This is a genomic window from Kitasatospora sp. NPDC004799 (assembly GCF_040609095.1).
Classification (GTDB): Bacteria; Actinomycetota; Actinomycetes; order Streptomycetales; family Streptomycetaceae; genus Kitasatospora.
The window spans coordinates 1-14,267 of record NZ_JBEXJK010000053.1; the positions used below are offsets into that span (position 1 = coordinate 1).

Genomic DNA, 14,267 nt, shown 5'->3' on the forward strand with positions numbered 1-14,267 from the left:
GTCGCCGTCCGGAAGCCCGGCGGCGACGGCCCGGCGACATTGACGCGGAATGTCCGTTCTGGCGCTATTTGAAAGGAAATAGGGAGCGCGGCCCCAGGGGCTCGAATCGCGGCCACTCCCCCACCCGCCGGCGTGCACCCTTTCGCGATTCGACGCACCGTCACGCCATTCCTGAGGCGGAGCCAGTTGTCGGGTTCCGCAACGGCCTTGCCTGAAAACGATCATTTACGATCATGATGAAGCGTGAATTTGGCAGTTTCCACTAAACCGTGATGCACGTCACAGGCATTTGCAGTTTGAACTTAAGTCTGATTAACGTGCTCCCCGTTCGTGACCACACGAACCCGGTTCATCCGCGACGCCGAGTCCTGCCGTCGGATGTCCTGGCAGCGCGAAAACGCACCACGGCAGGAGCGGGGGACCCACAGGTAAGTCGCCCCGGACGGTTCTCCGGAACGGTCCAGGGCTAGGGGTGAAGCCGTGCCACCGCACGGCCGGGCAACTCCAGCCCGAATCCGACAGCTCACCTCGCAGGCGTGGGAGAGGACCGCGTCTTCATGCTGCCCACCAACGGCACCCGCCTGTCCAGCCGCACCCGTCGCGTGATCGCCGCCCTCGGCGTCGCGGGCGTCGGCCTCACCGTTCCCTGCCTCACCTCGGGCACCGCCTCCGCCGCCTCCGTCGCCACCTGGGACAAGGTCGCCCAGTGCGAGAGCGGCGGCAACTGGAGCATCAACACCGGCAACGGCTTCTACGGCGGCCTCCAGTTCACCAACAGCACCTGGTCCTCCTTCGGCGGCACCGCCTTCGCGGCGCGCGCCGACCTGGCCACCAAGGACCAGCAGATCGCCATCGCCGAGAAGGTCCTCGCCTCGCAGGGCCCCGGCGCCTGGCCGGTGTGCTCGGTCCAGGCCGGTCTCACCAAGGGCGGCGCCGCCGCCGCGGTCGACACCTCGGCGGGCTCCACCGCCGGCTCGACCGCCGCCAAGCCCGCCGCTCCGGCCGCGAAGCCGGCTGCCAAGCCCGCGCAGACCCAGGCCCCGGCCGCTCCGGCCGCGAAGCCCGTCAAGCCCGCCGCGCCCGCCCAGGACGGCGCGCAGGCCACCACCGGCTCCGCCACCTCCGGCAGCGACTGGGCCCAGAAGCGCCAGCAGCAGGCCCAGAGCGGCGACTACACCGTGGTCGAGGGCGACTGGCTGTCCTCCATCGCCGACCAGCACAAGGTGCAGGGCGGCTGGCAGCGGCTGTACGAGCTCAACCGCGGCACCCTGACCGACGGCCCGGACACCATCTACCCGGGCCAGCACCTGTCCTTCGGCGGCAACGGCCAGGCCCAGGCCGACGGCGCCTCCGCCGGCAAGTCCGGCTCGGACTTCACCTGGTTCGACCGCTCGCAGAAGACCGGCCAGTCCGCGAACGGCGGTGCCGTGGAGGCCCAGCCGACCGCGCAGACCCCGGCCCCGGCCGCCAAGCCGGCCGCCAAGCCCGCTCCGCAGGCCCAGACCCAGACCCAGGCTCCGGCCGCCACCGGCAGCATGGCCGCCGCGGTCTCCTTCGCCGAGTCGAAGGTCGGTCAGGCGTACGTCTACGGCGGCACCGGCAACGGCGGCTGGGACTGCTCCGGCCTGACCCAGGCCGCGCTGCGCGCCGCGGGCATCTCCGTGCCGCGCGTCGCCGCCGACCAGGCCGCCGCCAGCACCCACGTCTCGCTGGACAGCCTCCAGCCGGGCGACCTGCTGTTCTGGTCCAACAACGGCAAGGACTCCGGCGTCTACCACGTCGCGATCTACGTCGGCAACGGCAAGTACGTCGAGGCCGCCAACCCGAGCTCGGGCGTCCGCGAGCAGAGCATCGCCAACTGGGCCCCGGACTTCGCCGGCCGGGTCTGAGGACGGCGCACGGCCGACAGCTGACGGAGGACAGCCGACAGCTGACAGATTTCAGATAACAGATAACAGATTTCATCATCTGTCAGCTGTCATCTGTCAGCCATCGGCCGCCGCCCGAACGCTGACCACCCGCCGCCCCCGGGGAGAGTCTGGTCGCTCTCCCCGGGGGTTCCGGCGTTCCCGCCTCCGGGCCGCCGCCCGGGTTCCCTCGGGCGGTTCCGCCGTATCCCGTGGTGGTTCGCCGTCCCAGCGGGCATGCTGCTGCTCTGCACCCGAGGAGGAGTCACATGGCCCAGGTCACCGTCACCCTCGACGCGAACCTCGCGATCGACGCGATGATGCTCTCCGGCACCAAGAACCCACAGGACGCCGTCGAACTCGTCCTGCGCGACTACCTGGCCCGCGGCCGCCGGACCGAGACCCGCACCGGCGAGGCCGCCGACGGGCACCGCCTGACGGTCGACCGCCCGACCGCCCAGGAGGGCTGACCCCGCCCGCCGGACCCCCGACGCCCGCACAGCGGCCCGCGCCGCCCGCACCGCCCCACCCCCGACGCCCGACCGCGCGCACGCCGAAGGGCCCCGGAGCGCAACCGCCCTCCGGGGCCCTTCCGTCAGCTCGGCCGCGACAGCCGCGACAGCTGTCACAGCCTCTACGGCCGTCACGCCCGACGCTCAGCGCGCGCAGGCCCCGGTGGACCCGCGCATCACCAGCTCCGGCTGGAACATGAACTCGCCGCGCTGGACCGCGTTCCCGCCGACCTCCTCCAGCAACGCGTCCACCGCCGCCGTGGCCATCGCCTCGACCGGCTGCCGGATCGTGGTCAACGGCGGCTCGGTGAAGGCGATCAGCGGCGAGTCGTCGAACCCGACCACCGACACGTCCTGCGGCACCGACAGCCCGCGCTGCCGCACCGCCCGGATCGCCCCGAGCGCCATCATGTCGCTCCCGCAGACGATCGCCGTGCAGCCCTTGTCGAGCAGGGCGCCCGCCGCCGCGTGCCCGCCCTCCACGCTGAACAGCGTGTGGTGGACGAGGTCCTCGGCCTCCTCCCGGGTGCGCCCGAGCACATCGCGCATCGCGGCCGTGAAGCCCTCGATCTTGCGCAGCACCGGCACGTACCGGCGCTGGCCGACGGCCAGCCCGATCCGCTCGTGCCCGAGTTCGGCGAGGTGCTGGACGGCCATCCACATCGCGGACCGGTCGTCCGGCGAGATGAACGGCGCGTCGATCTTCTCGCTGAAGCCGTTGATCAGCACGAACGGCACCCCGCGCCCGGCCAGCCGGGCGTAGCGGTCGTGGTCCGCGGTGGTGTCGGCGTGCAGCCCGGAGACGAAGACGATGCCCGCCACGCCCCGGTCCACCAGCATCTCCACCAGTTCGTCCTCGGTGGACCCGCCCGGCGTCTGGGTGCAGAGCACCGGCGTGAAGCCGTGCCGGCTGAGCACCTGCTCGATCACCTGGGCCAGCGCGGGGAAGATCGGGTTGCTCAGCTCCGGCGTGATCAGACCGATCAGCCCAGCGCTGCGCTGGCGAAGGCGGGTCGGCCGCTCGTACCCGAGCACGTCCAGCGCCGCCAGCACGGTCTGCCGGGTGGCGGCGGAAACGTTCGCCTTGCCGTTGAGCACGCGGGAGACGGTGGCTTCGCTGACCCCCGCCTGCGCCGCGATGTCTGAGAGTCGCGCCGTAGTCACGGTCCCAGAGCCTATTCCAACCACGTCAGACCGCCCACCAGCCGGTCGTGTCCGGAGCGAGCACGGTCTCGCCGCCGTCCACCACGAGGCCGGCCGAGGCCAGCAGCAGCGTGCCCGGGGCCGTGATCCGCACCGGCTCGCCGGTGGTGTTCACGGTGCAGACGAAGGCGCCGCGGCGGAACACCAGGGTGCCCTCGGGGCTCTCCAGCCACTCGACCTCGGTGCCGGCGCCGAGGTCGGGCTGTGCCCGGCGGACGGCCAGCGCGCTGCGGTAGAGCTCCAGCGTGGAGGTCGGGTCCCCGGTCTGCGCCTCGACGCTCAGCTCGGCCCACTCGGCCGGCTGCGGCAGCCAGGACGGCCCGCCGGCCGCCGGGCCGAAGCCGTACGGGGCCTCGGTGCCGGACCACGGGATCGGGACGCGGCAGCCGTCGCGGTAGCCGTCCTGGCCGGCCTGGCGGAAGAAGGACGGGTCCTGGCGGACCTCGTCCGGCAGGTCGGTGACGTCCGGCAGGCCGAGCTCCTCGCCCTGGTAGACGTACGCCGAGCCGGGCAGCGCGAGCATCAGCAGGGTGGCGGCGCGGGCCCTGCGCAGCCCCAGCGGACGGTCGCCGGGGGTGCGGATCTGGGTGCCGAGGCCGGGCTCGTTGGCGAACCGGGTGGCGTGCCGGGTGACGTCGTGGTTGGACAGCACCCAGGTGGTGGGGGCGTCGACCGGGCGCATCGAGTCGAGCGAGAGGTCGATCACCTCACGCAGCGCGGCGGCGTCCCAATCGGTGCCCAGGTACTGGAAGTTGAAGGCCTGGTGCAGCTCGTCGGGACGGACGTAGTTGGCGGTGCGCTGGACGGTCGGGGTCCAGGCCTCGGCGACGCCGATCCGCTGCCCCGGGTACTCGTCCAGGATCTTGCGCCAGCTGCGGTAGATCTCGTGCACGCCGTCCTGGTCGAAGAACGGCATGACGTCGTTGCCGAGCAGCTTGAGCTGGTCGGAGCCGCCGAGGTCGGGCAGGCCGGGGGCCTTGACCAGGCCGTGGGCGACGTCGATGCGGAAGCCGTCCACGCCCATGTCGAGCCAGAACCGCAGGATCGAGCGGAACTCGTCGGCGACGGCCCGGTTCTCCCAGTTGAAGTCGGGCTGCTCCGGCGCGAACAGGTGCAGGTACCAGTCGCCGGGGGTGCCGTCCGGGTTCTCGGTGCGGGTCCAGGCCGGGCCGCCGAAGATGGACTCCCAGTCGTTGGGCGGCAGTTCGCCGCTCTCGCCCTTGCCGGGGCGGAAGTGGTAGCGGTCGCGCAGCGGGGAGCCGGGGCCCTCGCGCAGGGCTCGCTGGAACCACTCGTGCTGGTCCGAGGAGTGGTTGGGGACGAGGTCGACGATGATCCGCAGGCCCAGGTCGTGGGCGTCCCGGATGAGCGCGTCCGCGTCCAGCAGGGTGCCGAACATCGGGTCCACCGCGCGGTAGTCGGCGACGTCGTAGCCGGCGTCCGCCTGCGGCGAGGCGTAGAACGGCGAGAGCCACACCGCGTCCACGCCGAGGTCGCGCAGGTAGGGCAGTCGGCTGCGGATGCCGGGCAGGTCGCCCATGCCGTCGCCGTTGGAGTCGGCGAAGCTGCGCGGGTACACCTGGTAGATGACCGCGTCCCGCCACCAGCCTCTGGACGCGCTGCCAGTCACCGAAGCCAGGGCGGCCGCCTCGTGAGCGGTGTCGGCGGCAGGCCGGGAGGTGTCGGCCAGGTTCTGGGTCATGGACGGTATCCCTTGGGGACTAGAGGAGCGGAAGGCGCTGGGACGTGGAGGCGCGTGACGACGGGCCGTCCCGCCGGGGCGTGGAGGGGCTTGCGGCGTCGGGCGCGTGACGCGGGCCGGCGCGCTACGACTTGGAGGCACCGGCGGTCAGGCCGGTGACCAGGTGGCGCTGCACCAGGTAGAAGAACGCCGCGGACGGGATCGCGATCAGCACGGCGGTCGCGGCCATCAGGTTCCACTGGGCGTCGTGCTCGCTGACGAAGGTCTGGAGTCCGACGGCCAACGTGTACTTGTCGGAGCTGAGCATGAAGGTGGAGGCGAACGGCACCTCGGCCCAGTAGGTGAGGAAGGAGTAGAAGGCCGCCACCGCCAGGCCCGGGCGGGCGAGCGGCAGCACCAGCCGCCAGAAGGTGCCGAACGGGGAGAGCCCGTCGACCCGGCCGGCCTCGTCGATCTCCACCGGGATGGTGTCGAAGTAGCCCTTCAGCAGCCAGGCGCAGTACGGCACCGTGGTGGTCGAGTAGACCAGGATCAGGCCGGTGTAGCTGTCCAGCAGGCCGAGTTCGGAGAGCATCGTGTACATCGGCACGATCAGCACCGCGATCGGGAACATCTGGGTCACCAGCAGCGACCACATCAGCGGCTTGTGCCCGGGGAACTTCATCCGGGAGACGGCGTAGCCGGTGGTGGCGGCGACCAGCACGCCGAACACCGTGGTGATGCCGGAGACCAGCAGGGCGTTGCCGAACCAGGTGAAGAAGTCGGTGTCGGACAGCACGTGCTGGTAGTTCGACAGCGTGAGCTTGTCGAGGATCTGGCCGGGGTGGAGGTAGTCGGTCTTGTCCGGGCCGAGCGAGACGAACAGGATCCACGCGACCGGGAACAGCGCGATCAGGCCGGCCAGGATCAGGGTGCCGTGGGACAGCGCCCGGGCCAGCGGGCTGCGCTCGCCGCGGCGGCGGACCTTGGCGGGCCGGGCGGCCGGGGCCGGCGCCGCCGCGCGGGCCGGGAGTTCGGTGGTGGTGCTCATCGGGGTTACCTGCCTTCGTGGGTCAACTGGGTCCGGGGCCTCAGCCGTTGGCCTGCTCGTTGCGGGCGAGCCAGCGCCGGTAGAAGGCGGTGAAGACGATCAGGATGGACAGCAGGATCACGCCGTAGGCGGCGGACTGCGCGTAGTCCCGGGGGATCTGGCCGAAGCCGAGCCGGTACGCCCAGGTGACCAGCAGCTGGGCGTCGGGGGCTCCGGTGCCGAACAGCAGGAAGATCACGTTGAACTGGTTGAACGTCCAGATCACGCCGAGCAGCACGACCGTGGAGGAGACCGAGCGCAGCCCGGGCAGGGTGACGTACCGGAACCGCTGCCAGGCGGAGGCGCCGTCCATCTCGGCGGCCTCGTACAGCTCGGCCGGGATCGACTGGAGGCCGCCGAGCAGCGAGATCATCATGAACGGCACGCCGGCCCAGGTGTTCACCATGATCGCGGCCGCCTTCTGCGCCCACGGCTCGGTGAGCCAGCCCGGCTCGGGCAGGTGCAGGAAGGAGAGGATGCCGTTGACGACGCCGCCGTCGGCGAGCATCAGGCGCCAGGAGAAGACGGTGACGAAGGTCGGTACGGCCCAGGGCAGGATGAGCAGCATCCGGTAGACGGCGCGGCCGCGCAGCTTCTGGTTGAGCAGCAGGGCCAGGCCGAGGCCGAGGGTGTAGTGCAGGAAGACGCAGACGGCCGTCCAGGCGATGGTCCAGACGAAGTGCGACCAGAAGCGGTCGTACGAGCCGGGGCCCCAGAGGATGTCGGCGTAGTTGTGGAAGCCGACGAACTCGTAGCTCGCCGGGATCTCGTTGACGCCGATCTTGCGGGCCACGTTGAGGCTGTTGGCGTCGGTGAGGGTGAGCCAGATGCCCTCGGCGAGCGGGTAGAGCACCAGCACGCCGAGCACCAGCACGACCGGGGCGATCATCGCATAGGCGTACCAGTGCTTGGCGTAGGAGCGCTTGACGCGTTCCAGCAGGCCCGGACGCTGCTCGCGCTCCCGGCTGCCCTTGCCGGTGGCGCCCTGCACGGCGACTGACATCGTTTGCACCTTCTCGGGGGGAATTCTCGGGGGAGCCGACGGCCCGGCCCGCCGGAGCGACGGGTGACAGCGGACAACTGACAGATGATGAAATCTGTTATCTGTTCTCTGTCATCTGTTCGCCGTCACCTGTCAGCCGGCGGGCCGGGCACCGGGACTACTTGGCGAAGCCCGGCAGGAGCTTGGCGTAGTCGGTGGAGACGGTGTTCAGCGCGTCCTGGGTGCCCGTGCCCTGGACGGCCTTGCCCAGGTTGGTGCCGAGCGAGGCGAACAGCGAGCTGTACTCGGGCAGTTCGGGACGCGGCTTGGCGCTGCTCAGCACGGACTGGAAGCCGGCGATGCCCGGGTCGGCCTTGACCTCGGCGGTGAAGGCGTCGGAGCGGGTGGGCAGGGTGGAGTTCTTCTGCGCGATGAACGCCTGGCTCTCGGCCGAGGTCATGAAGGCGGCGAACTTCTCCGCGGCGGCCTTGTGGGCCTTGTCCGCACCGGCGTAGACCGAGATGTTGTGGCCGCCGGTGGGGGCGCCGCCCTTGCCGGCGGAGCCACCCGGGACGGCCGCGATGCCGAGGTTGTTCTTGTCGGCGAAGGCGGAGCCCTTGTAGATGTTGGTGATCTCCCAGGGGCCCTGGACGATCGCCGCGACCTTGCCGCTGTTGAAGGCGTCCATCATGTGCGCGTAGGCGTCGGTGGTGACGTCGGCCTTGGCGGTGCCGGGCGCGGTGAACATCGACTTGTAGGTCTCGACGGCCTTGACGGCCTCCGGCGAGGCGACGGTGATCTTCTTGCCGGCGGCGTCGACGGTGTCGGTGCCCTCGCCGAACAGGAACGGCATCGCGTAGTAGCCGTCCGCGGCCTTCAGCCAGAAGCCGTCCACACCGGCCTTCTCCTTGACGGCGGCGGCGTCGGCCTTCAGCTCGTCCCAGGTCTTCGGCGCCTCGGTGATGCCGGCCTTGGTGAACAGCTCCTTGTTGTAGAGCAGGCCGAGGGTGTCGGTCACCAGCGGCACGCCGTACAGCTTGCCCTCGTACTTGGCCTGCTGGATCAGGCTCGGCTGGAACGCGGAGGTGTCGGCGGCGGCCGGGGTGCCGTCCAGCGGCTCCAGGTAGCCGGCCTTGGCGAAGGCGGCGGTCCAGCCGACCTCGGAGCGGAAGACATCCGGAGCGCCCTTGGCCCCCATGGCGGTCTGGAGCTTGTTCTGCGCCTGGTCGAACGGCACGTTGACGAAGTCGACCTTGACGTTCGGGTTGGCGGCCTCGAACTTCTTGACGAGCTCCTGGTAGTTCGGCGCCTCGTTGGTGGCGTTCGACGTGTCCCAGTACGTGAGGGTGACCGACCCGTCGGCCTTGCCGTCGGAGCTGGAGCCGCTGCTGCCACAAGCAGCCATCGAGACCGCGAGGGCCACAACGAGGGCAGAGGCCGCGATGCCACGCCGCATGAGAACTCCTAGGGAGGGTGGGGGTGCCCGAGATGTTCGGAGGCAGGCGCATAATGGCTGCCTCGTGCCGACCGCACCGTTGCTGCCGTCGGGCTCGGGAAGGAAGTTAACAGCGGCGTCAGAGCGACGGAAAGTCCTTGCAGAAAGTTTCTGCAAGAAACGAGGATCGTTACATCTGCGTGTCCTGGACGTTGCCGCCCAGTAGTTGACGGCGACACCGATTGCCCCGGTTCGTCCGATTCGCCCCTCCACGGGCTGGCCGACGGAACCACCGTGCGTGGCCGAAAGCGCTCTGCAGCAGACTGGACGCATGCGAATCAGAGCCGTCACCAGGGACGAACTTCCCCTGCTCACCGAGCTGGAACGGGCCGCCGGCGCGCCCTTCGCCGCGATCGGCATGCCGGAGATCGCCGAGGACGAACCCCCGGCCCCGGAGGAGCTGGCGCACTACCTGGAGCAGGGCGTCGCCCTGCTCGCCGAGGCCCCGGACGGGACCGTCGCCGCCTACCTGCTGGCCGAACCGGTGGACGGCGCGCTGCACATCGAGCAGGTCTCCGTGCGCCCCGACCACGCCCGCCGCGGCATCGGCCGGGCGCTGATCGAGCACCTCGCCGACACCACCAACGCCCCGGCGCTCACCCTCACCACCTTCGCCGAGGTCCCCTGGAACGCCCCCTACTACGCCCGCTGCGGCTTCCGCCCGCTGGCCGGGGAGGAACTCACCCCCGGCCTGCGCGAGATCCGCCGCAAGGAGGCCGAGCACGGCCTGGACCGCTGGCCCCGGCTCTGCATGCGCCGGGACCTGGGCCGCCAGGAGCCGGACCGGCGCTAGTTGACCCCCAGCCGGAGCACCGTCGTCGAGCGGAACTCCTCCCCCGGCCGCAGCTCCGTGCTGGGGAACTCCGGGTGGTGCGGGGAGTCCGGGAAGTGCTGGGTCTCCAGCGCGATCCCGGCGAACGGCCCGTACGGGACGCCGCTCGCGCCGGTGACCGCGCCCTGGAACTTGTTCGCCGTGTAGACCTGGACGCCCGGCTCGGTGGTCAGCACCTCCAGGGTGCGGCCGCTGACCGGGTCCTCCAGCAGCGCGGCCCGCGCCGGGCTGCCGTCGGCCGGGCGGGCGCGCAGCACCCAGTTGTGGTCGTAGCCGCCCGGCCCGGCCAGCTGGGGGTGCTCGTCGTGCACCGACTTGCCGATCGGCGTCGCCACCGTGAAGTCGAACGGCGTGCCGGCCACCGGCTCGGTCCGGCCGTACGGGATCTGCCGCTCGTCGGCCGGGGTGTACGCGTCGGCGTCCAGGGTGAGCAGGTGGCCGAGGACGTCACCGCTGCCTTCACCCGCGAGGTTGATGTACGCGTGGTTGGTCAGGTTGACGACGGTCGGCTTGCTGGTGACGGCACGGTAGGCGATCACCAGCTCGCCGGAGGCGTCCAGGGTGTACGTGACGGTGACGTCCAGCGCGCCCGGGAAGCCCTGGTCCCCGTCCGGGCTGTGCAGCGCCAGCCGCACCCCGCCCGCGACCGGCTCGGCCGCCCACATCCGGTGCGCGAAGCCGTCCGGGCCGCCGTGGATGGTCACGCCGCCGCCGGTCGGGGCGAGCTGGTGCTCCTCGCCGTCGATGGTGACCGCCGAGCGGTCGATCCGGTTGGCGTACCGGCCCACCACCGTGCCGTAGTGCCGGGCCGGGCCGAGGATCTCGGACAACCGGTCGGTGGCGAGCAGCAGTTGGGCGGAGCGACCGGAGCGGTCCGGCGCGCTCAGGGTGTGCAGGGTCGCGCCGAGGGTGAGCACGCTCGCCTCGTACCGGCCGGCCGTGAGCGTCCAGCGCTCGATCGCGGCGCCCGCGCCCGCGGGTTCCAGGGGTTCCTGCCGCACGCTGGTGGCCTCGCTCGCCATTGGCCTGCTCCTCACTCGCGGCCGCGTCGCACCGCGGCCGCCCGGGTTCCTGGTCCGTCGAGGGGTCGCCGCGGCAGCCCCGTGTCCGTCAGCCTAGCGACGGCGGCGGCAGCGGGGGCGCTCCCCCGGACCTGCGCGCCGCCGCCTGCGCGGCCCGCACCGGCCGCGCCCGGGTCCTGTCCTGTCCGGTCTGCCGCGCCCGGGTCCTGTCCGGTCGGCCGCGCCCGGCGCCGCCTGTGCCGCCCACGTCGGCCGGGCCTAGTCGTCCAGGTCCTCCAGCCCGCTCGCGTCCCGCTGCTGCGGCGGCAGCCCGAGCGCCGAGGCCAGGCCGTCCGGCCCGCTGCCCGCCTTGCGGTAGACCGCCGCCAGCCGACGGTTGACCAGGCCGATCGGCACCCCGAGCTCGTCGGCGATCCGCTGCGGCGGCACGCCCTGCACGGCCCGCTTGGCGACCTCCCACTCCGCGCTGCTGAGCGTGTCGATGGTCTCCCGGAAGTCGCGCAGCCCGAGCCGGTTGGGCCGCAGGCCGTAGTTGGCCAGCTCCCGCCGGGCCCGGTCGACCAGCCCCTCCGCGGAGCAGTGCTGGGCCAGTTCGATGCCCTGGTACAGGTACTCCTGGGCGTCGTCCAGCCGCCCGACCCGGCGCAGCGCGGCGCCGAGGTCCACCAGCGCGACGGCGTGCTCGTAACCGGCCGGGGACTGCCCGAGGTACGTCACGGCGTCCTCCAGCAGCTCGACCGCCGCCTGGCCGTCCTCGATCCGGGCCTGCAGGCGCAGCGCGCTGCCGATCGCCGAGGCGGTGCCGAAGTTCCGGGCGTCCTGGACCGCCCGCTCGGCGTAGTCGCGGGCGCGCTCGGGCTCGTCGCGCGCGATCGCGATGGCGAGGTGGCCGGCCCAGGGCGCCCAGACGGTGTTGCGCCAGCCGCGGACCTCCAGCTGGGCGCCGGCCTCGGTGAGCGCGGCGGCCGCGCCCGCGTACTTCTCCTTGGCGACCAGCAGCTTGCCGTACAGCGAGGCCGCGTCCGGCAGCACCATGGCCGTCGAGTGGTACGGCGGGTGGAAGCCGAAGTCGTTGGCCAGGGTCCAGGCCTCCTCGACCCGGCCGCGGGCGATCAGGGTGTCGACGAGCACGCCGATCGCGTCCCAGGCCAGCGGCAGCCGCTGCCCGATCCGCTCGGAGATGCGGTGCGCCCGGCGCAGGAAGTCCTCGGCCTCGGCGAGCAGGCCGCGGCGGAACCGGGCCAGGCCCATCAGGAAGTAGGCGAAGCCCCGGTGGGCGCCGCTCCAACCGGCGATCTCGAACTGGATGATGGCGTCCGCGGCCAGCCGTTCGGCCTGGGCGATGCGGTCGTTGTAGATGTACGTCAGGCCGAGCATCGAGGGCAGTTCGAAGCCCCAGGTGGTGTCGGTCCAGCCGAGGCCCTTGGGCAGCCGTCCGGCGTCGAGGACCTCGTCGGCGAGCGCCAGCGCCTCGGCGGAGGGGGCGCCGCGCAGGGTGAGGTCCCAGGCGCGCATGGCGAGTACGGCCCGGTCGGCCGCCGTCCGTCCGCCCAGGTTCCGGCACATCTCGCCGAGCCGCGCGGAGCGGCCGGGGCCGTCCTCCTCGGACTTCCGGAAGGCGTGCCACATGAACGAGGCGGCCTGGAGCCGCTGGCGCCCGGCCGGATCGGCGGTCTGCTGGGCCTCCTTCTGGCAGACCAGGGCCGCCTGGCCCAGCTCACCGCTGTGGGCGAGCACCTCGGACAGCCGGAAGGTGGCGTCCACGCGCAGTTCGGGACGGAGCGGCACCTCGTCGGGGTCGAGGGCCAGCTTGAGCTGGTTGACGGTGGCGACGGGGTCGGTGAGCAGCGCGGAGCAGCCGAGTTCGTACAGCACCTCGGCCTTGATCTCGTCGGCGGGCGGCTCGTTGAGCGCGCGGTGCAGACAGCGCTGGGCGGCCTCGGGGGCGCCGATCAGCTGGTGTTCGACGGCGGCGCGGCGCAGCTTCTTGACGATCCGGTCGTCGCCCTCGCCGGAGTGGGTCTCGACCAGGTGGCGGGAGGCGGCGAGCAGGCCGAGCCCGGCGTTCTCGATCTCGGCCGCGGCGATGCCGTGCATGCCGAGTCGGGTGGCGTCCGGCATGGTGTTGTAGATGGAGCTGGCGATCAGCGGGTGGACGAACTCCAGGTTCCCGTTGGGGGTCTGGGTCAGCACGCGCTGCTTGCGCAGCTGCTTGATGGAGTCGCGGGCGCCCTCGGTGCTCTGGGTGGAGATCCGGGTGGCGAGGTCGACCCGGATGTCGGTGCCCAGCATCGCGCAGGCCCAGGCGAAGCGCAGGGTGCTGGCGCCGAGCCGGTCCAGCCAGCTCTTGAGGGTCATCCCGGTGGCGTCGACGGCGAGTTCGCGCAGCTGCCGGGAGTTCTCCTCGACCGGTTCGAGTTCCTGGTCGCGGACCTGGTCGAGCAGGGCGTTGGCCTCGAACGGGTTCCCGTTGACGACGTTCCAGAACTCGTAGCAGAAGGCGTCCTCCGCCTTGTCGCCGAGTTCGGCGCGGATCATGTCGGTGACGGAGCTGAGGGTGAGCCGGTTGAGTTCGTGCTTGCGGCCCTTGAGCCGCAGGACGTCCTTCCGGAACGGCTCCTGGGTCTCGGTCGGCCAGTCGTTCTCGTCCTCCCGGAACGCGAAGACCAGCAGGACGGGAAGTTCACTCGATCGGATGGCGAACTTGGTCAGCCAGGACAGTGACTCCCCGTCCGCCCAGTGCAGGTCGTCGACGATCATCACCATCGGCGCGCGGCGCGGCGCGAGTTGGGTGATGACGTAGTCGAGGCCGTCGCGCACGCCCTGCGGGTCGAGGCGGCGGGCGCCGGCCTTGGGCTGCTTGATGCCCATGGCCGGTCCGACGACCTCCTCCCAGGTGCCCATGACCTGGCTGAACACCTCGGGCCGGAGGTCGCTGAGCACGGGCTGGAGCAGCTGGCGCAGGACGTGGTACGGCTCCTTGAACTGCCGTTCGCCGCCCCGGGCGAACAGCACGGTGGCGCCCTCGCGGAGCTTGGCGAGCCGCCGGACCTCGTGGAGCAGGCTGGTCTTGCCGATGCCGGGGCGGCCGGAGAAGGTGAGCAGGTCACCGATCTCGGTGCCGCCGGCGGCGAATCCGCGGCAGAGCCGGTCGACGGCGGCCTCCACCGAACGCAGTTCGGCGTCGCGATCGCGCAGGCGGACCCGGGGCGCGGCGCCGTCGCCGTCGCCGGCGGAACCAGCACCCGCCCGAATTGCGTTCTCCTGCTCGGTCACCGTCGCGCCTCCGCCTCGCCCGCTCGCGTCACAGCTCCATCACTGCGTGGAGCCGAGGTTAGCGCCGTACGGACCTCCCCGTGGGGCGTTCGTGCAGGCTGGGGCGGACGGTGAGGGTTTGGAGGGCGCGGCAAGGGCAATTGCCCTATATCCCTAACGTCCGATCATTACATCAGATACCCTACGGCCTTCGAGGCGCAGATGATCTTGCGAAAACCACCGCCCCCGTTCGCGCCTCGCCGCGTCAACTCCCCCCACCGACAGTGC

Annotated in this window: 10 protein-coding genes and 1 riboswitch; of the genes, 3 read left to right on the forward strand and 7 right to left on the reverse strand. The window is 71.6% G+C overall.

All coding sequences use genetic code 11. The features are described 5' to 3' along the window. The first annotated feature begins 390 nt into the window (after positions 1–390). A riboswitch (cyclic di-AMP (ydaO/yuaA leader) is annotated at positions 391–550 on the forward strand. After that, on the forward strand, positions 537–1,889 hold the full coding sequence (locus ABZW03_RS10160; protein WP_355254556.1) for a transglycosylase family protein: 1,353 nt from the start codon (positions 537–539) through the stop codon (positions 1,887–1,889). It overlaps the preceding riboswitch by 14 nt. Positions 1,890–2,176: 287 nt before the next feature. Next, positions 2,177–2,377, forward strand: coding sequence for a hypothetical protein (locus tag ABZW03_RS10165; RefSeq protein WP_355254558.1), 201 nt, complete (start codon positions 2,177–2,179; stop codon positions 2,375–2,377). Between the two features lie 186 nt (positions 2,378–2,563). Here ABZW03_RS10165 and ABZW03_RS10170 read toward each other — a convergent pair whose 3' ends face one another. The 5 genes from ABZW03_RS10170 to ABZW03_RS10190 all read right to left on the reverse strand — a co-directional run bounded on the left by ABZW03_RS10170 (position 2,564) and on the right by ABZW03_RS10190 (position 8,831). Further along, a complete protein-coding gene (locus tag ABZW03_RS10170) occupies positions 2,564–3,583 on the reverse strand; it encodes a LacI family DNA-binding transcriptional regulator (RefSeq protein WP_355254560.1) in 1,020 nt (339 codons plus the stop codon). Positions 3,584–3,608: 25 nt separating this feature from the next. Beyond that, a complete protein-coding gene (locus ABZW03_RS10175) occupies positions 3,609–5,324 on the reverse strand; it encodes a glycoside hydrolase family 13 protein (RefSeq protein WP_355254562.1) in 1,716 nt (571 codons plus the stop codon). 124 nt (positions 5,325–5,448) lie between these two features. Continuing rightward, positions 5,449–6,354 (reverse strand): carbohydrate ABC transporter permease, encoded by a 906-nt coding sequence (locus ABZW03_RS10180; protein ID WP_355254564.1) that lies wholly within the window; start codon positions 6,352–6,354, stop codon positions 5,449–5,451. Between the two features lie 40 nt (positions 6,355–6,394). After that, positions 6,395–7,396 (reverse strand): sugar ABC transporter permease, encoded by a 1,002-nt coding sequence (locus tag ABZW03_RS10185; RefSeq protein ID WP_355254566.1) that lies wholly within the window; start codon positions 7,394–7,396, stop codon positions 6,395–6,397. Positions 7,397–7,553: 157 nt separating this feature from the next. Then, positions 7,554–8,831 carry an extracellular solute-binding protein gene (locus ABZW03_RS10190; RefSeq protein WP_355254568.1) on the reverse strand — a complete coding sequence of 426 codons (1,278 nt, stop codon included), beginning with the start codon at positions 8,829–8,831 and terminating at the stop codon, positions 7,554–7,556. A 310-nt stretch (positions 8,832–9,141) separates the two neighbouring features. On the opposite strand from ABZW03_RS10190, the gene ABZW03_RS10195 reads away from it, so the two are divergent. Then, on the forward strand, positions 9,142–9,663 hold the full coding sequence (locus ABZW03_RS10195; RefSeq protein ID WP_355254570.1) for a GNAT family N-acetyltransferase: 522 nt from the start codon (positions 9,142–9,144) through the stop codon (positions 9,661–9,663). On the opposite strand, the gene ABZW03_RS10200 is transcribed toward ABZW03_RS10195, so the two are convergent. Next, a complete protein-coding gene (locus tag ABZW03_RS10200) occupies positions 9,660–10,724 on the reverse strand; it encodes an aldose epimerase family protein (protein WP_355254572.1) in 1,065 nt (354 codons plus the stop codon). The two genes, ABZW03_RS10195 and ABZW03_RS10200, sit on opposite strands and share 4 nt — an antisense overlap. A 258-nt stretch (positions 10,725–10,982) precedes the next feature. After that, positions 10,983–14,000 carry an AAA family ATPase gene (locus ABZW03_RS10205; RefSeq protein WP_355254574.1) on the reverse strand — a complete coding sequence of 1,006 codons (3,018 nt, stop codon included), beginning with the start codon at positions 13,998–14,000 and terminating at the stop codon, positions 10,983–10,985. Positions 14,001–14,267: the final 267 nt, after the last annotated feature.

Excerpts from the sequence above, each read along its gene's own strand:
- ABZW03_RS10200 (WP_355254572.1), bottom strand. The coding sequence starts at position 10,724 with ATGGCGAGCGAGGCCACCAGCGTGCGGCAGGAACCCCTGGAACCCGCG.
- ABZW03_RS10190 (WP_355254568.1), bottom strand. The coding sequence starts at position 8,831 with ATGCGGCGTGGCATCGCGGCCTCTGCCCTCGTTGTGGCCCTCGCGGTC.
- ABZW03_RS10185 (WP_355254566.1), bottom strand. The coding sequence starts at position 7,396 with ATGTCAGTCGCCGTGCAGGGCGCCACCGGCAAGGGCAGCCGGGAGCGC.
- ABZW03_RS10175 (WP_355254562.1), bottom strand. The coding sequence starts at position 5,324 with ATGACCCAGAACCTGGCCGACACCTCCCGGCCTGCCGCCGACACCGCT.
- ABZW03_RS10195 (WP_355254570.1), top strand. The coding sequence starts at position 9,142 with ATGCGAATCAGAGCCGTCACCAGGGACGAACTTCCCCTGCTCACCGAG.
- ABZW03_RS10165 (WP_355254558.1), top strand. The coding sequence starts at position 2,177 with ATGGCCCAGGTCACCGTCACCCTCGACGCGAACCTCGCGATCGACGCG.
- ABZW03_RS10180 (WP_355254564.1), bottom strand. The coding sequence starts at position 6,354 with ATGAGCACCACCACCGAACTCCCGGCCCGCGCGGCGGCGCCGGCCCCG.